13 protein-coding genes are annotated in these 19,224 nt (G+C 36.7%); 6 read left to right on the top strand and 7 right to left on the bottom strand.

Annotated features, from left to right (window positions below; genetic code table 11):
- Nucleotides 1–4 precede the first annotated feature (4 nt).
- The 7 genes from M9892_00515 to M9892_00485 form a co-directional block, all read right to left on the bottom strand.
- Nucleotides 5–742, bottom strand: coding sequence for an ABC transporter ATP-binding protein (locus tag M9892_00515; protein MCO5252832.1), 738 nt, complete (start codon nucleotides 740–742; stop codon nucleotides 5–7).
- A 3-nt stretch (nucleotides 743–745) separates the two neighbouring features.
- Nucleotides 746–1,513, bottom strand: coding sequence for an ABC transporter permease (locus tag M9892_00510; GenBank protein MCO5252831.1), 768 nt, complete (start codon nucleotides 1,511–1,513; stop codon nucleotides 746–748).
- Nucleotides 1,514–1,656: 143 nt separating this feature from the next.
- Entirely contained in the window at nucleotides 1,657–2,559 is a 903-nt protein-coding gene (locus M9892_00505; protein ID MCO5252830.1) for a transglutaminase-like domain-containing protein, read from the bottom strand.
- A 6-nt stretch (nucleotides 2,560–2,565) separates the two neighbouring features.
- Entirely contained in the window at nucleotides 2,566–5,070 is a 2,505-nt protein-coding gene (gene topA / locus M9892_00500; GenBank protein ID MCO5252829.1) for a type I DNA topoisomerase, read from the bottom strand.
- Nucleotides 5,071–5,108: 38 nt separating this feature from the next.
- Nucleotides 5,109–7,187: a M43 family zinc metalloprotease gene (locus tag M9892_00495; GenBank protein ID MCO5252828.1), complete on the bottom strand. Its 2,079-nt coding sequence runs from the start codon at nucleotides 7,185–7,187 to the stop codon at nucleotides 5,109–5,111.
- A 19-nt stretch (nucleotides 7,188–7,206) separates the two neighbouring features.
- The gene (locus M9892_00490) at nucleotides 7,207–9,303 is read right to left on the bottom strand and encodes a zinc-dependent metalloprotease (GenBank protein MCO5252827.1); all 2,097 of its coding nucleotides are present in this window, start codon (nucleotides 9,301–9,303) and stop codon (nucleotides 7,207–7,209) included.
- 86 nt (nucleotides 9,304–9,389) lie between these two features.
- Entirely contained in the window at nucleotides 9,390–10,829 is a 1,440-nt protein-coding gene (locus tag M9892_00485) for a dicarboxylate/amino acid:cation symporter (GenBank protein ID MCO5252826.1), read from the bottom strand.
- Between the two features lie 244 nt (nucleotides 10,830–11,073).
- Between M9892_00485 and M9892_00480 the strand changes: the two genes are divergently transcribed.
- The 6 genes from M9892_00480 to M9892_00455 all read left to right on the top strand — a co-directional run bounded on the left by M9892_00480 (nucleotide 11,074) and on the right by M9892_00455 (nucleotide 19,210).
- On the top strand, nucleotides 11,074–13,035 hold the full coding sequence (locus M9892_00480; GenBank protein MCO5252825.1) for a peptidylprolyl isomerase: 1,962 nt from the start codon (nucleotides 11,074–11,076) through the stop codon (nucleotides 13,033–13,035).
- A gap of 106 nt (nucleotides 13,036–13,141) precedes the next feature.
- On the top strand, nucleotides 13,142–14,485 hold the full coding sequence (gene nhaD / locus M9892_00475) for a sodium:proton antiporter NhaD (protein MCO5252824.1): 1,344 nt from the start codon (nucleotides 13,142–13,144) through the stop codon (nucleotides 14,483–14,485).
- A 115-nt stretch (nucleotides 14,486–14,600) separates the two neighbouring features.
- Complete coding sequence (nhaD, locus tag M9892_00470) at nucleotides 14,601–15,950, top strand: sodium:proton antiporter NhaD (protein ID MCO5252823.1); 1,350 nt, start codon at nucleotides 14,601–14,603, stop codon at nucleotides 15,948–15,950.
- Between the two features lie 160 nt (nucleotides 15,951–16,110).
- Complete coding sequence (locus M9892_00465; GenBank protein MCO5252822.1) at nucleotides 16,111–16,884, top strand: hypothetical protein; 774 nt, start codon at nucleotides 16,111–16,113, stop codon at nucleotides 16,882–16,884.
- A complete protein-coding gene (locus M9892_00460) occupies nucleotides 16,872–18,257 on the top strand; it encodes a peptidylprolyl isomerase (protein ID MCO5252821.1) in 1,386 nt (461 codons plus the stop codon). Before M9892_00465 ends, M9892_00460 begins: the two co-directional genes overlap by 13 nt.
- A complete protein-coding gene (locus M9892_00455; GenBank protein MCO5252820.1) occupies nucleotides 18,254–19,210 on the top strand; it encodes a MoxR family ATPase in 957 nt (318 codons plus the stop codon). Before M9892_00460 ends, M9892_00455 begins: the two co-directional genes overlap by 4 nt.
- Nucleotides 19,211–19,224 lie beyond the last annotated feature (14 nt).

Below are 19,224 nucleotides of genomic sequence, written 5' to 3'. Positions count from 1 at the left end.
TTCATTAATTAAATAATTGAAGATACTTTTCACCAACTGACTTTACATCTCCAAACATTTCCAAGTGTCCGTTATGAATCAATGCGGCTTTGGAACACATGTTTTCTATTTCACTCATGCTATGTGAAACATATACAACTGTTGTGCCTGCAGTCTTTAATTCGGTGACCTTGTGTAGGCATTTCTCCTGAAAACCCTTGTCTCCAACGGCAAGCACTTCATCTATCAAAAGAATATCAGGTTGTTTCATTATAGCAATACTGAAAGAGAGTCTGCTCATCATTCCGGTGCTGTATCTTTTAACAGCCCAATGTATGCTATCCCCTAATTCAGAAAATTCAATAATTTGTGGTATTAAATCTTTTGTTTCGGCTTTGGACAAGCCCATAAGTGCACAACTGAGTTTGATGTTTTCCAAACCGGACATTTCCTGCTCAAGACCAATACCCAATCCGAGCAGAGGAGCTACTTTCCCCTTTACGGTCAATGTGCCTTTTTCCGGTATAATAATCCCTGATAATGCGCGAAGCAAGGTGCTTTTGCCGGAACCATTTTTTCCTAAAAGTCCGATGCTCTCACCTTTGTATATTTCTAAAGAGATGTCTCGAAGTACATATTGTTTCTGTAGTAATTTGTATTTGCCAGGGTGCAAGATAAACTCTTTCAAAGAAACGTGCCCGCTCTCCATTACATAAAAGCATATATCCACATTCTCTAATTTTATAATGGGTTCTTGTGGCATCTGTTAAATGTTGGAAATAAAACCTTTGCGGTATTTGTTAAAGAAAAATAACCCCAGCCCAAATACAATTAATGCCATGATAGTGCAAATCAGAAAGTTTTTTAAATCGGGAAATCTGGAATAATAAAAAATATCGTGATAACATTCCATAAAGTAATAGAATGGATTCATCTTGATGTATTTCTGAGATTCAACAGGGATAATATCAATGGTATAAGCTATCGGAGTGAAGTAGAAAAAAGCAGGTATAATGCTAATCCAAAGCAGTTGAACATCTCTGAAATAGACATTGGTTGTGCCGAGAAACATTCCTAATCCCAAGATAAATAGGGCGCTCACAAACAAAACAGGAATGATGGCAATGAGACTGATGTCAATTCTATATCCTAAAAAGAACATGAGAATTGAAAATGGAATCAGCGAAAGTAATAAGTTGAAAATGGCTGCTAATACTGCAGAAAGTGGGAAACTCAAAGGGTGTAAGTTGATAGATTTAAGAATAGCAGAATTGTCTATAAACGAAGTCAAAACTTGCAAAACTGAAGCGGATAGAAAGTTCCAAAAGACAAGTCCACTCAAGGCATATAAAGCGTAATTAGGGATAGAGGCAATTTCTCTGAAAATTATCAGCATAATAACAAGGAATATCAATGGATTAAGCATGCTCCAAAAAACACCCAACAGAGAGTTCTTGTATCTCAGTTTGATGGTTTTAACGGCAAGACTCAAAATTGCATTTCGGAAACCTTTGTCTGATAAAGCTGACAGCACTTTTTTTAAAAATTTTTGCAAAATTAGGAAAATTGAACCGCTTACCCAAAAGAGTTTTCCTTGTGTTGTGGATTGGGTTTAATAAGTATGGATAGTGTAGAAAGTGGGATCTTGAATAGAGGTAAGAGTGTAATCAGAATTATTTACATACCCTGCGAATTCAGCATATCCAGCAGTTTTTTATATTGTAATGCTTTTTTATCTTGATTACGTAAGGAATAGGCATTGAATAGGTTTCTCAATACACGGATGATAATATCTTTGTTAGAACAAGGGTAGAAAAGTTCCGGTGCCACATTATCAATTTTGATTTGTTGCAAAAATACTTCTATATGTTTTTTGCCAAATACAGCTCCTTCATTGAAAGGATTAATATAAAAGAGTACATCAAATCCACCCGGTACATCTTTTACCCAGCCTTTGGAATCTGCATTAGGTGAAGGCAAGTCGGGGATGTCCAAATAGGCGAGTATAAAGTGTTGTGGCAGATTAACGCCATAAATGGGTATAAAGAGTCGCTGCGCAACAATCGAGTAAATAAAAGCTATTGAAATGGGATTTCCCTTTTTCTTTTTTAAAACTCTATTCAGAAAACTGTTGTCAGGATTATGATAATCTGTATTGTCGCCTTTGAAATTAAATCTTTTGAAAAAAACATGATTGAGAATATTTACTTTTTCGAGGGCAGTTAGATTGCTTCGCAAATCAAGCCATACCTCAAGTTTGATACGTTCAATTTCTTTGTTAAGTTCGTTATAATCAATATCAGAACCACTTGTCAGGTTTGTGAGCCACATTCCTTTGAGCAAATCATCGGGTTGTTGTGTCCAGTCAATGATTTTTTCTGAGATTTGAGCAAATTCAATTTCTTCAATCAAATGATTGAGTCTTTCGATTCCTTCCGGACTGTCAAAAGGTAGATTTTCCAAGCTCTGTCTGAGTGAGGGCAAAATTGCATCACCAAGCTGGAGAATTTTATTGGTAACCTCCTCGCGTACGGTCTTGTCCGGATCATCAATCAAATATATCAGAGCGTTGTAGTCCATCCGCACTTACTTCTTTGTTTTTTTCTTTTTGGGAGATGCCTTTACAGGAGTAGATTTTATGATTTCATCTGCTTGTTCCTTGGTGAGCGCATCCGGTTTGATATTTCCCAGTTTGTAATTGTTGCCTTTATAAGTGAAATAGGGTCCGTATCTACCGTTTTGAACTACAATCTCATCATCTCCGCTCCCTATTTTGGCAATGATTTTCTTTTCTTCTTCGGCTAATTTGGATTTGACTGCATCAATTGCTTGGTCTTTTGTTAGTTCAAAAAGTGAAGTTCCTTTTGGCAGCGAATAGTATTTGCCTTGATATTTAACATAAGGTCCGAATCTGCCTTTGTTCACTTCGAGCGTAGCTCCATTCCATTCTCCGAGTTGCAAGGGTAGTTTGTCAGTGTTAACGTCTTCAGCACGTTTTGCTTCTATTACCCCGATTGCATCAATTTCACTCACAGATAGTGGGTCGAAATTTTTGGGTAGTGAATAAAACTTCTTATTGTGTAATACATAAGGTCCAAAGCGACCTATGTTGATTATCAGTTCAGAGTCCTCAAACATCCCTACTGTTCTGGGTAGTTTGAACAGTTCTAATGCATCTTCAAGACTTATAGTTTCAATACTTTGTCCTGCTCTTAGACTAGCGAATTGAGATTTTTTATTTTCATCGGGCTCAACAATTTGAACATAAGGTCCAAATTTACCCATTTTGGCTATCATCTTCTTGCCGCTCTTGGGGTCGGTACCGATTTCTCTTTCACCGGTGATTCTTTCTGCGGTGCTTTCGGTTTGTTTAACCAGATTATGGAAAGGGTGATAAAATCGATCTATCATCTTGCTCCACGTTTGCAGACCAGCAGCAATATCATCAAACTCTTTCTCAATGGCAGCAGTAAAACCATAGTCCATAATGTTGGTAAAATGCTCAGCAAGGAAATGGGTTACCAGTATTCCTATGTCAGTGGGGATTAGTTTGCCTTTATCAGAACCGGTTTTTTCAGTCTGTTTTTTAGATGTAATTATTTGATTTTTAAGTGTATGAATGTGTAGTTCTCTTGATGCACCTTCTTTCTTACCCACTTCTACATACCCTCTTTTTTGGATAGTAGAAATGGTTGGGGCGTATGTAGAAGGTCTGCCAATACCTAATTCTTCCAGTTTTTTTACCAAACTTGCTTCGGTATATCTTGCAGGAGGTCGGGAGTATTTTTCTTCTGCAGATATTTCTTGTGCTACAACTGCATCATCTTTTTGTAAAGCAGGCAGGATTCCTGCTGTTTCTTCTGTTTCGTCATCATCATTTGACTCCATGTAAACTCTAAGAAATCCATCAAACTTGATTACTTCTCCCTCTGCAATGAATAAGTATTTGTGGTTATTACTTTCTATCTCAATTATGGTTTTTTCAAGCTTTGCGCTCGCCATTTGAGAGGCAATAGCGCGTTTCCATATCAAGTTGTAGAGTTTTCTCTCTCGCTCAGTTTCGCCAGCTTGTTGCACATTAAAGTTGGTTGGTCTGATAGCTTCATGTGCTTCTTGTGCTCCGGCAGTTTTGGTTGTGTATTTTCTGATTTGGGAATATTCAGCACCAAATTCATTGTTGATAGTGTTTTTTGCAGCACCAATAGCCATGTCGGACAAGTTCAGAGAGTCAGTCCTCATATAGGTGATATGACCTTCTTCATACAATTTTTGAGCGAGTTGCATGGTGGTACCCACAGGCGCTCCAAGTTTGCGAGATGCTTCTTGTTGCAATGTGCTTGTAGTAAAAGGTGGGGAAGGGTTTCTTTGAATTGGTTTAGTCTCTACACTTTTTACATTGAATTCGGAACTTTTAGAGGTTTCTAAAAAAGCGATTGCATCAGCTTCTGTTGCAAAACGTTTGTTAAGAATGGCTTTGAAGAATGTTTGTCCGTCTGAAAAGATAGCGGCAATTCTATAGTCAGAGATTATCTTAACATCTCGTATTTCTCTTTCCTTCTCAACAACCAAGCGCACAGCCACCGATTGCACACGTCCGGCTGATAAAGAAGGTTTTACTTTTTTCCAAAGTAGAGGCGAAAGTTCATATCCGACTAATCTATCTAAAACCCTGCGTGCTTGTTGAGCATTTACAAGATTCGTATCAATATTTCGTGGGTTTTGAATGGCACGTTCAATAGCGGGTTTGGTAATTTCATTAAAGACAATTCTTTTGGTATTATTGGGTTTCAATCCCAACACTTCAGCTAAATGCCATGAGATTGCTTCTCCTTCACGATCATCATCAGATGCAAGCCAGATTGTTTCCGCGTCTTTGCTTAGTTTTTTTAATTCATTGACTAATTTAAGCTTGTCCGCAGGGATGATGTATTTAGGTTGATAATTGTTTTTGAGGTCAATTGCTCCATCGCCTTTGTCCAAATCGCGGATATGTCCGTAGCTCGACTTAACAAGGTATTCGCTACCAAGGTATTTTTCTATCGTCTTTGCTTTTGCAGGAGACTCAACAATTACTAGGTTTTTTTTTGACATAGATGATTAACTAAAACTAAATCTGACGACTTAAAAAATCAGTCGGCAAATATCATTTTTTTAGTTAAAATGCCCTCACTTGTTTCAATTTTAATAAAATAAATGCCGTACTTCAAACCATATTGCTTGGGGTTGAAGGTAAAGTCAAGGTTTTGACTCCCCACTTTAGCATTAAATAAAGTTGTGATTTCTCTTCCTGAAATATCAAAAAGTTTGATAGAGGTGTTTTTGTTGAGGAATGATGAATTCAATTTTATGTTGCAAATATCATTACTAGGGTTGGGGAAAATATTGACTTGTGACTTATTATCAAATCCTTCAACAGAGGTATAATATTGACTTATATTTATGTCGTCAATATAAATTGGATTTCCTCCACCACTTTCAACTTCAATTCTGATTATTAAACTTGTCAGGTTTTGATATTCTGATAAGCTATATACGATTCTTTTCCACTCACCTTGGTTGGAAGGGGTAAAATTTGTAACAAAACCGTTGCTTGAAGAAAATTGTGCGCTAACTCGTTGCATTTTCTGTGTCCAAGAGTTACCGCAATCTTCAGAAACATAGATTCTGATATAATCATTATTCGTTGAATTTCTTCGTCCATAGCCAACCATAAACGAAATTTTAGGGTTCATGCCGGACATGTTTGAAATATTTAAGGCAGGAGTCTCTATCACATAACGGACGCCTGTATTTGCAGTTGTAATAGGGGCTCTCAATCCTTGAGATCCAAAATATCCTACTCCAACCTTCTGGAATGTGTCAAATCCTTGACCTGTGGGTTGAAATACACCTTCAATTGAAAATGTAATTGGGTCTTCAAAACTTTCATGAATGCCGGTTAGTTTGGCAATCTTAGGTAGCACTTTAATATATTTTTGAACTTCGTAAGTGGATGAGCCAAAACTGTTGGTAGTAGTAAGTTTGACAGCATAATCACCGGGTTCGTCATACGTTACAACAGGAGAGATTTGATTAGAAGTTTGTATATCCCCCCCATGGAATTCCCACATTCTTTGATTAACATTTCCTTGACATGAATTATCAAAAAACTTGACAGGGTTTCCAGCACAAACTATCTGTACATCACTTCCAAAATAAGCGATTGGCTTCTCATTATTGTTAGACATAAGACCGGTAAACAATAGGTTTTCTGTTGTATATAAATTCTTCCTATCGTATTTGTTGTCGGTTAAAAATGCTAATGCTCGTGCTTTTTGACCGTTTGAAAACATAGATTGGCATCCATGAGAGTAATCCATAAAGTTTTCCCATTGGTCATAGTATGTGCTTTGACTGCAACTCTTATTGGTAACATTACATCCGGTGTTAGAAAACTGAGCGGAAACGGGTGGTGTGTCATCTACCATGTCGCCTCCTCCTGATTGACTACATCCTCCTTGGAAAGTGTGCATTAATCCAAAATAATGTCCTACTTCATGTGTAAGTGCTCTTTGATATAATGGATTAGCTTTTTCAATAGACCCAACAGCGTCTGAGCGCATCACAATCCCATCGCCCGACTTAGACATCCAAGGAAAGTTAGAATAGCCAAGTATTATTCCTCCGCCATCGCTATTGGATATTGTACTCACAACCCAAATATTCAAATATCGATTGACAGGCCATTTGGAGAGTTGCTTTACATTGTCTTCTGCATCTATATGTAAGGGAGAAGCTATTCTCTCGATACCGTTGGTGCAATTTCCTTGTGGATCTCTCTTTGCTAATTGGAACTCAATTTCCATATCTGCTACCAATGGTAAGAAGGGAGCACTGGGTGTGTTTCGTACATTCTGCCAATCTGTATTCTGTTTATTAAAGTCTAAATTTAATATTCTGATTGCATCATAGATCTGTGCATTAGAAATATTCTCAGGTCCGTTTGTATGAATGATGTGAAAAACAACCGGGATAATGTATTTCCCGGTTCTTCTTTCAACGTTATGATTATTATAATCTGCTTTAACTTGTTCTTGCCAGTTTACGTTATTCTTTTTCCATTCATCAAATTTAATATCAGTACCGCATTGTTGAGCACTGATATTAAAGTTTGTGAGCGAAAAAAATAAAAGTGCAATAGCTGAATATAGAACTTTGTTTTTTGTCATAGATACAGTAAGTAATAGGTTAGTCAGTTAAGATGAATTTTTTGGTAACTACCCCGTCATTGGTTTCAATTTTAATAAAATAAATACCTTGTGTCATATTGTAATCCTTGGGGTTAACATCCAAAGAAAGATTTTGCCCTTGTATAATGTTGTTTTGAAGCAATGCGACCTCTTTTCCATTAATGTCAACAATTGCAATCTTGGTATGATTATTTGTTTGAAGTGAAGCCATTTGTATTGTAAAGTTTCCATTGCTTGGGTTTGGGTAAATCACAGCATCAAGAGGTTGGTCAATAGTGGGGATTGAAGTATAATATTGACTAAGGTTAATGTTGTCAATATAGATTGGGTTTCCGCCACCGCTTTCAACTACAATTCTAATTTTGAGGTTGGGTGCATTCTTATAAGCAGTCAAGGTGTAATCAACGCGTTTCCAATCTTCGGGTGTTTGCGGAACATAACCGGTTCCAAAGCCATTAAAAGTTTTGATGATGGCACTGTTTTTTTGCGAAACTTGTTGCCATGTACCACCACAATCTTGTGAAACAAATATTTTTATAACATCTTGTATTGTGTCATTTCTTCGAGCATGACTAACCATAAAGGAAATAATTGGATCTCCTTGAATTTTAGTCATATCAAGTCCTGGTGTTTCTACTCCAAATCTGTATGCAAAGTTAAAAGTATTAATAGGAGCCATGATGCTGTATTTACCGGCATAGCTTACATCTTTGAGTACATTAAACGGATAGAATCCCGGACCGGTAACTTGATATAGTCCGGAGCTTGCAAAAGAATTTTGCTTGGGTTCTTCAAATCCTTCAAAGAAACCATTTTGTGCAGTTTGTAACGGATTTACCTGGATATATTCTTTGATTTCATACTCATCTTCACCGGAGCTATTAGTAACTTTGAGTTTTACAGCGTATTTGCCGGGTGTAGAGTAAGTAACAGTGGGGCTTAGGTCTGATGATGTAGTATTGTCAGCGCCTTCGAAAGTCCATGTCCTGCTTGTTGTATTAATGCCCGCACAAGTAACTTGAGTGAATTTGACTTGACTGCCGGCACAGATTACTCTTTTGTCAGCATTGAAAGTAGCGATAGGTTTGGTAGAAGAACCTGTAATGCCTGTAAAGGCAAGATTCTCTTCAGTGAATAACTTATATCGGTTGTATTCTTTGCTTGTTAAATAGAATTCCACTCTTTCTTTTTGGCCTATGGTAAACATAACCTGACATCCGTGAGAATAATCCATGTAGTTTTCCCATTGATCATAGAGAGTGTCAAGAGGATTGTTTTTAGCGTCCACAGCGCAACTATTTCCTGTTGGAGGACAGGATGTGTTTGTGAATTCTTCTTTTACTAATGGAGTGTCTTCTACTCTATCATTAGGGTATGTACAGCCCCCTTGGAATGTATGAAGGAGACCTAACCAATGTCCGATTTCGTGTGTGAGTGTTCGACCTTTGTCGTTGCCACTATACCCAATTTCGCTTGCAATCACTACAATTCCGTCTTTTTTAGGGCTCATCCAAGGGAAATTTGCAAATCCCAAAACAGTGCCTTTTGCACCTGATGAATTAATAGAACTTACTACCCAAATATTTAAGTAATGGCTGGGATCCCATAGTACGATTTCTTTAACATTGTCCCTTGCATTGGAGTGGATATTAGTATAAATACGGTTGATACCGTTAGTGCATTTTCCATTTGGGTCTCTTTTTGCCAACACAAATTCTATTTCAAAATCTGCAACCAATGCAGCAAAAGGTGCGTGAAGCGAGTTTCTAACATTACCCACATCAGGATTTGTAGCACTATAATCTTCATTTAGAATTTTTATCTGATCAAAGAAACGTGCATCCGGAATGTTTTCAGGTCCATTGGAATGTAAGACATGAAATACAACAGGGATTGTAATTTTTGTTCTTCTGGTGTTTGAGACAGCACCGGCAGTCTCTGCATCATTAAAAGTGGTCGGATTATCTCTTCTCCATTGCTCAATAACCTGATCGGAGCCGCAGATATTATTAGATTGTGCGTTTGAGTAATTGAAGAATACAGTAGCTACTGATGCTAACAAAATGGATTTTAAGGTAATTATCTTAGTGATCATGCTTGCTTTGTGTTTTATATGGTGTGCAAATATAGAATTTATATATTTAAAAACGGTGATACGTTTATAGCTAATTTCCTGTCTTTTTACGAACGGCATATTTTATTTGTTTTTTGTTCAAATTTTTCAACTATGGAAGCGGTAACTGAGTCGCCTGAAACATTGACAACAGTTCTGCACATATCTAAAATTCTGTCAATCGGGAGAATAATTGCTATCCATGCAGGATTGAGATGAACTGATTGAAGCACCATAATCAACATAATCAGACCGGAACCGGGTATGGAAGCTGCACCTATGGAAGCTAATGCAGTTGTGAGAACAATTGTAATTTGTTGAGCTATCGTTAAGTCTATCCAATGCAACTGTGCCAGAAAAACAATAGCAACAGCTTGATATAACGCTGTGCCATCCATATTGACAATGGCTCCGATTGGAAGTATGAAACTTGTGGTTTCTTTTGAAATATTGAGATTTTTGTTAACACATTCAATAGTAACCGGTAGTGTTGCCGCACTTGAACTAGTCGAAAATGCCAGCAATTGAGCGGGGCTCATGGATTTAAAGAAGTATATATAACGTGTAATAAAGCTTGTACTTTCGTCTTTTTGATAACCGAAAAATGCATATAAACTTGGGTAGATGATAAATAGCATTATTGCTAATCCGCAAACTAATACCAAGCTGTATTTGAATAAAACAGAAAGAATCTCAATGAGTTCTTGCATGTTTGCAGCCATTTCAGTCAAATTCCCTGCCATCAAACTAAAAACAAAAAATGGTGATGACCACATGACAATGTCAACCATTTTTAAATACACATGGTTTAATCCCCCAAAAAAGAAAGTGAGTCGTTCACTGTATTCAGAAGGTATTTTTTTGATGGCAATTCCAAATAGGACTGAAAAGAAAATAATCTGAAGAAGGAGTGTGTTATTAGATAGAGAATTGACAATATTGTCAGGAACTATATCCACAAGGAATGTTAGAGGGGATTGTTTTTTTGTGTATTTTGCTACTTGTATTTTATCCTCTAATTTTTGATTGGTTGCATTCTCAATGTTGCTTTTGGAAATTTGATTAACAATTTCTGAATACTTTGGGTCTTGCATCAGTTTGCGTTCGTCAACCGGAAGTATGTCAGGGGTGTTTTGTGTCCATAGTTCATAAGTGATTCTATTTTTGACTCTTTGCTCTTGTGGAATTGTCTTACCGGGACCAAATATATTTACTACGCCCAAGCCAATAAAAATTGCTATAAAAGTTGTTAATCCAAAAATAATGAGCGCTTTGGTTCCCATTCTGCCGAGTTTGGTTAAATCAGATAGTTCAGCAATTCCGGTTATAATGGAGAACATAACCAAAGGAATGGCAATTAATTTTAAAAGGTTTAAAAAGATGATTCCAAATGGAGATACCCAATCTTGAGTGAATGAGTTAAATCCCAAGCCAATGGATGAAAATGCCCAAATAATTCCTGCTGTTAGCCCAATAAGAATTTTCCAATGAAGTGCAATTTTTTTCAAGGTTGTTTATTTTAAAGTTCGTTCGAAAGGCAGCAAAACTATTTGTTTTTTTTGATTGTTGTGAAGGGTTACATTTGCTTGAAGTGGCATGATTTTCGATATTGTGCACATGATTTATGTTTAACAATTCGAAATTTTTTAATGCAAATTCTAATTGCATGTTTATGTTTGCAGACCCTAATAAGAAATAGAGAACTATAAGTTATATTGAGTAATGTATAATAAAAAAATAAATTTGTTGATCATGGCATTATTTATTGCCATATCAGCCTTTAGCCAGAAAGATGAAGTTGTGTTTACTTATGGCAACAAGTCCGTATCCTATGATGAATTTAAAAGAGGTTTTTTGAAAAATCAATCATCTGCGAAAAGTTCATATACTCAGCAGGATGTCAATGATTACTTGAATCTTTATATAAATTTCAAATTAAAAGTTCAAGATGCGTATGACAGAAAATTTGATACTATGCCAAGTTTTAAAAATGAACTGGCTATGTACAGAAAACAAATTGCCAAACCTTTTCTGACAGATAAATCTGTTACCGAACATCTAATGCAAGAAGCTTATGAGCGAATGAAATACGAAGTGGATGCTTCCCACATCTTGATTGTGGTTAAAAACTTTGACAATCCTCTCGATACCTTACGAGCGCGCAAATATCTTGACAGTATCCGCAACTTGATAGTAAACGGTAAAATGGATTTTGCGACTGCTGCTACAAAATTCTCTGAAGACCCTTCAGCCAAGTATAACAAAGGAGAGCTGGGATATTTCACCGCTTTTGAAATGGTGTATCCTTTTGAATCAATGGCGTATAACACCAAAAAAGGGGAAGTGAGCCCGGTCTTTAAGACAGATTTCGGATATCATATTCTTAAAGTAAACGATAAGCGCCCTTCTATGGGAGAGATTAAAGTATCTCATATCATGATTAAACTGAATCAAAATGCAACCCAAGAGGAGATAAATCAAGCGATTGAAAAAGCCAACAGTATTTATAGCAGAATTAAATCTGGTGAAAAGACTTTTGAGGAAATGGTTAAACTGTATTCGGAAGACAATAGTTCAACCGCTACAGGTGGGGAGTTAGGTTGGTTTAAGCGTACCAGCCAATATCCTAAAGAATTCAAAGATGTGGCATTTGATTTAAAGAACAATGGAGATATTTCTATTCCCGTTAAGACAGATTATGGAGTGCATATTATCAAAAGGGTTGATTTGAAACCCTTAGAACCTTATGATAAAATGGTGGGTACTTTGACCCAGAAAATTAATCGAGATTCGCGTTCTCAGCAAAACACCATGGTTGTGTATGAAAGGGTAAGTAAAGAACTCAAATTGACGGAATTACCCAATGTGTTAAAGAAATTTATTAAAAGTTTTTCTAAGGACACCGCTTTAACACAAGGTAAGTGGAAATATTCAGAAGATAAGAACTCCGGCAAAGTGTTGTATGCTTTTGCCGATAAAAATATAACAGTAGCTGATTTTGCTAAATTTATAGAACAAGTACAAAGTCCGGCTGAAAATGCAGATAAGGCGGGTCTTATCAACAAATATTATAATGAATTCAAGGTAAACAAGTTAATGACCTATTATGAAGAAAATTTAGAAGATTATAACCCTGAATTCAAGTATTTGCTTCAAGAGTATAAAGAAGGAATTCTTCTATTTAGTCTGATGGATGAAGTTATTTGGACTAAGAGTATGCAGGATTCAGCCGGTCTGGAAGCGTTTTTCCAAAAAAACAAAGACCAATACCGTTGGGGTGATAGATTTGACGCAACTGTTTTTATTACTTCCAACAAAGAGATAGAAAAGAAAATCATCGCGATGATTAGCAAAGGCTTGTCTAATGACAGTATTATTAATCTGTATAAAAAGGCAGATCCGCTGGCACTTAGTATTAAGAAAGGTAAATTCAGCAAAGGAGAAGACAGTTTTGCTGATATGCTTTTTGACAAAGCAGATGCGAAGGCAACGAAAGGCAATTATTTTCTCAATGTAAAAGAAGGCGACATGATATATATTGTTCGAGCAAATCAATTCTTGCCACCATCTTTTAAAGAACTTGATGAAGTGAGAGGACATGTTACCGGCAATTATCAAAATTTGCTTGAACAACAATGGGTAGAAAGCCTAAAAGTGAAATATCCCGTTCACGTCAATCAGGCTGTTGTTGACCGTTTGTTAACCGAAAAATAACATTGCATAACATAGCCCCCCTATGATAAATTAGTGGGATTTGGCGAGATAATTTTATTTGTGTCAATTTAAGTTTGCGCCCGTTTAAAACTTAAAAATCATGACATTGTCTCTTCTTGTTGTAATCTTCTTCGTGATCGGCTACATTGCTATTACTTTAGAACACAAACTCAAAATTGACAAATTGATTCCGGCATTACTCATGATGGTGCTGATTTGGTCTGTCATCACACTTGGGCTTGACAATCTTGCAGAATGGTTTGATTCTCCCAACGAGAAAATTTTGGATGGGTTTGTGGGATTGGTGCATGCGCAAAAGGAACAAATTGTGGGGGCTGCCTTACTTCATCATTTTGGGGAGACAGCAGAAATATTAATTTTCTTGATTGGGGCAATGGCTATTATAGAATTGATTGATTATTTTGATGGTTTCAGTTCGGTAAAAACTTTAATATCAACAAGAAATAAGAGGACTTTATTATGGATTATTTCGATTTTAGCATTTTGTCTTTCTTCCATTATTGATAATTTAACCACCACTATAGTTTTAATCTCAATCCTCAGAAAATTATTGCCGGAGAATAAAGATAGAATCTGGTATGTCGGGTTTATTATTATAGCTGCAAATGCAGGAGGAGCGTGGCCTCCCATTGGCGATGTTACTTCGACTATGCTTTGGATAGGGAAAAAAGTTAGTGCAGGGAAACTGATGGAGTATCTTTTCATCCCCAGTTTATTATGCATCATTGTGCCTCTCATACTTGGCAACTTCTTGCCGGCTTTTAATGGGACTTTTGAGAATGTACAAGAAAAGTCTGTTTCAAAGTTCCGCAAACCAATGCTTATATTAGGTCTTGGAATGATTGTCTTTGTTCCTGTCTTTAAATCTCTTACTCATTTACCACCGTATATTGGAATGATGTTTTCGTTTGCTGTCGTTGCCATTGCAGCAGAATATTTTAATAAAATTCAAAAAAAATCATCATTGCATATATTAGATAAGGCAGAGCATCACCAAACACCAACAGCACGCGCATTGTCAAGAATTGAAATACCTTCCGTGCTTTTCTTTCTGGGTATTTTGATGGCAGTTGCCGGATTAGAATCAATGGGATTGATTCATACTTTTGGGTCTCATGTTCAAAAGACGATGCCTAACGAGTTGTTTGTCTTCTTGCTGGGAGCAGCATCGGCTATTATTGATAATGTTCCGTTAGTTGCAGCCAGCATGGGAATGTTTAACTTCCCGATGGATGAACATATTTGGCACTTTATTTCATTTGCCGCAGGAATAGGAGGTAGTATGTTGATAATAGGCTCAGCAGCAGGAGTAGTAGCTATGGGTATGGAAAAAATTTCATTTTTCTGGTTTATGAAAAACATTACTTGGTTAGCATTGCTGGGATATTTGACAGGATACGGCTTCATGCTGTTGATGCATAGTTACTAATATTATTAACTTCGTCATTTATCTGGATTTAGATGTGATTTACATGATTAACGCATGGAGTTAGATGATTTTACTTGCTCAATTATAACTTTGCACCCATTCAAAGTTCAAAATCATGACATTAACTCTTTTAGTTGTAATCATCTTTATTCTTGGTTACGTTGCTATTACCCTGGAACACACCATAAAAATTGACAAATTAGTTCCGGCATTGCTCATGATGGTGCTGATTTGGTCTGTAATCACACTTGGGCTTGACAATCTTGCAGAATGGATCGATTCTCCCAACGAGAAAATTTTGGATGGCTTTGCCGGATTGGTGCATGCACAAAAGGAGCAAATTATGGGGGCTGCCTTACTCCATCACTTTGGGAAGACGGCCGAAATATTGATTTTTTTGATTGGCGCAATGGCTATTGTGGAATTGATTGACTATTTTGAGGGTTTCAGTACAGTTAAGAGCTTTGTAACAACAAGGAATAAGAAAACATTATTATGGATTATTTCAATCTTGGCATTCTTTCTTTCTGCTATTATCGATAATCTAACTGCAACTATTGTTTTGATTTCAATACTCAGAAAACTATTGCCTGAAAATAAAGATAGAATTTGGTACGCAAGTTTTATAATTATTGCTGCAAATGCAGGTGGTGCATGGTCTCCCATCGGAGACATTACTACTACTATGCTTTGGATAGGAAAAAAAGTTACAGCGGTCAAATTGATGGAGTATTTGTTACTCCCCAGTATTATTAGTATTCTTATACCGCTCGTCATAGGAAGTTTCTTACCGGCTTTTAATGGAAAATTTGATAATGTGCATGAAAAACCTGCTTCCAAGTATCATAAAATCATGTTCTTTCTTGGGCTTGGTATGATTGCCTTTGTACCCTTATTTAAAACTATTACTCATTTGCCGCCTTATATTGGTATGATGTTCTCATTCGCAGTAGTGTCTATTGCTGCAGAGTATTTTAATTTTCATCAAAAGAAATCATCGCTTCACATTTTAGATAAGGCGGAACATCATCCAACACCTACATCGCGAGCATTGTCATGGCTCGAAATACCTTCTGTGCTATTTTTTCTGGGCATTTTGATGGCAGTTGCCGGATTAGAATCAATGGGTTTGATTCATGCATTCGGGACTAATGTTCAGCAGATGATGCCTGACGAGTTGTTTGTCTTCTTGCTGGGCGCAGCTTCCGCTATTATTGATAATGTCCCGTTAGTTGCAGCCAGCATGGGAATGTTTAATTTTCCTGTCGATGAACATATTTGGCACTTCATTGCTTATGCAGCCGGAACAGGAGGTAGTATGTTAATCATTGGCTCCGCAGCCGGTGTGGTTGCAATGGGTATGGAAAAAATTTCATTTTTCTGGTATATTAAAAATATTGCTTGGCTGGCATTGTTGGGCTATCTGGCAGGATACGGTTTCATGATGTTGTTTCATAGTTATTAGTGTTTTTGGATGCTATAACTTATCAGTTTTTACGTTATCTTTTCATGATTGATTATTCTATATTTGCGTGGTGAAAGGAGCACTTTCTGTTTTTTTAATTTCACTTTTATTAATAGCTGGCGGCTGTTCTAATTTTTCTTTTGGAAAGAAAAAAAAACTGTTGGCTAAAGTTGGAGATGTTGAATTGTATTTGGAGGATATTCCTAAAGAAAAACTTAACTTAACGCTCGAAGGTGACAGTGCAACAAGGCTTAGACACTATGTTGAGAAATGGACAGAAGAACAATTCTTCTTACAAGATGCCAAAAAGGTTGTCAAAGATGATGAACTCCATCTGAATGAGATTATAGAAGAGTACAAACGCAATTTAATGATTTATGAGCTTGAAAAAGAGTGGATGAACAGTTACTCCGATACCTTAGTGAACGATAGTGCTATTAGTGCTTATTATGAAGCTAATAAAGATAATTTCCAACTACGAAAAAATATTGTGAAGATTCGCTATGTCAAAATTCGACACAATTTGCCGACAAAAGAAATCAATAAGGCTAAGAACCTTATTATGAATACTTCTATTGTCAACGACAGTCTGCTCAGAATCTTTGCAGAAACTAAAGCAGAAAATTTCTTTCTTGATAATACATGGCTATACTTTGATGATGTACTAAGAGAAATACCAATATCTTCTAATTATAATCAAGAACGGTTTTTGCAAAATAACCGTTTTGTGGAATTGGAAGAAGGCGGTTATATATATCTTGTTACTTTTGTTGATTTTAAGTTTAAGGATAATATTACGCCCATGGAATTTGAGAAAGAAAATATTAAAAAGTATATCATCATGCAAAGAAAGGCACAGTATATTGAGGACAAGCGCAAAAACATGCTTCACGATGCATATAATTCGGGAGAAATAAAAATATGGCTAAACTGAAAAGTATATTAAAGGGGCTGTTAGTGCTAACACTATGGCTTGCATCTACACACAACATGAAGGGACAAAACAACCCGAGACAACTCGCTGACTTCATATTGGCTGTTGTTGGAGATCAGGTAGTGCTCAGGAGCGAATTTGATGCTGAGGTTCAACAAATAGCGCAAGATGGGACTGTTGTTACCGAAGAAATGAAATGTGTCATTTTTGAAGAACTTCTCAAACGAAAACTTATGATTCATCAAGCGGAAATAGATAGTATCCCTGTATCTGATGAACAAGTAGAGGATGAATTAAATCGCAGGCTCGGATATTTTGCAGCTCAGATGGGTGGAGAAAAAAAGTTGGAGGAATATCTGGGCAAATCGCTGACAGAATACAAAAAGGAGATGAGACCGAAGATGAGAGCACAGTTGCTTTCGCGCTCTATGGAAGCTAAGATAACCGGAGACTTAAAAGTGAGTCCGAGTGAGGTTAGAGAATATTTTAACAAAATACCCAAAGACAGTATTCCGCTTATCAAAGCTGAATTTGAGATAGGACAAATCGTTATCAAACCGCAAGCATCTGATTTAGCGCGTGAATATGCACTGGAATCCATCAAAAAAATACGCGAGGATATTGTTCTGCGTGGTGCCGATTTTGCTAAAATGGCGCGTAATTTCAGTGAGGATAGATATTCTGCCGAAAGAGGCGGAAGTTTAGGCGAATTTGGAAGAGGAGACATGGTGCCGGAATTTGAAAGGGCTGCATTTAAACTGCAAAAAGACAGTATTTCTCCTATTATTGAAACCAAGTTTGGATTCCATATCATTAAACTTATTGAAAGACGTGGTGAAAGAGTAATATGTCTGCATATTTTGGTTAGACCCAAAGTAACTTCTTATGATATTCAAGATGCAATAAAACTTTCAGACAGTATCAGGAACGCTTTTATTGAGGACCCTTCAAGTTTTTGTGAATTAGCTACTAAATTTTCGGAAGATGATGATACCAGAAGAACATGCGGAATGTTTAATGACCCGCAAACCGGTTCAACAAAAATTTCAATTGAATATATTGACAATCAAATGTCTAACGTTATATCAAAGTTAAAGCCGGGACAAATCTCTCAGTCAGAAGTGATAGATCTTCCGGATGGAACAAAAGGCATTAGACTATTTTATCTGAAAAGTGAAATAATGCCACATCGTGCTAATCTGAACGATGATTACCCTAAGATTCAATTTACAGCTCTCGAACAAAAACGCGAAGAAGTAATGCAACAATGGGTAATGAAAAAAATCAAGACTATGTATGTTGATATCAATGACGAATATCTGAAATGTGATTTTATTGATAAGTGGAATAATAAAGATAGAAAAGAACAATGACAAACAAGGTGGAGTTAGTACAAGAGTTTGGTGAGACAATACAAAGTCTAAAACAAGAAATTGGGAAAATTATAGTTGGACAAGAACAAGTTGTTGAGGCAGTTTTAACTTCTATCTTCAGCAACGGACATTGCTTATTAGTAGGAGTGCCGGGTTTAGCTAAAACATTGCTCATAAAAACAATTGCAGAATCATTGGATTTAAGCTTTAATCGTATTCAGTTTACGCCTGATCTTATGCCTTCGGATATTACAGGTTCGGAAATATTGGATGAAAGCCGGGTGTTTAAGTATATACAAGGACCTGTTTTTGCTAATATAGTCCTTGCTGATGAAATAAATAGAACACCGCCCAAAACCCAAGCAGCTTTGTTGGAAGCTATGCAGGAAAAGAATGTAACTGCTGCAGGAAAAACCTATGCTTTGCCTTTGCCATTTTTTGTTCTTGCAACACAGAATCCCATTGAACAAGAAGGTACTTATCCATTGCCGGAAGCACAGCTTGATAGGTTTATGTTCAATATTATTTTGGACTATCCGTCTTTTGATGAAGAGATTAGAATTATCAAAGAAACTACATCTGACTTGAAAGTACAGGTCAATAAAATTGCAAATGCAGAACGGATTTTAGCTTTTCAATCTCTTGTAAGACAGGTTCCGATTGCGGATAATGTAGTTGAATATGCAGTTGCATTAGTTGCCAAAACCAGACCCGGTAATACTAAGGCACCTGATTTTGTCAAAGAGTATGTTTCCTTTGGTGCAGGTCCAAGAGCCGGACAATACTTAGTTTTGGGTGCCAAATGTCATGCTTTGATGAAGGGTAGAATTTCGCCAGACGTGGAGGATGTCCAAGCGGTTGCCTTCAATGTACTTAGACATAGAATAGTGAAGAATTACAAAGCTGAAGCTGAAGGGGTGTCTGTTGAAGACATTATCAGAAGGTTGTTCTGAAACCATATCATCTG

It is taken from the genome of Bacteroidota bacterium, from assembly GCA_023957335.1.
Taxonomy (GTDB): Bacteria; Bacteroidota; Bacteroidia; order NS11-12g; family UBA955; genus JALOAG01.
Note: the sequence above shows the minus strand (reverse complement) of the source record. Positions and strands in the feature narration are given on the sequence as shown.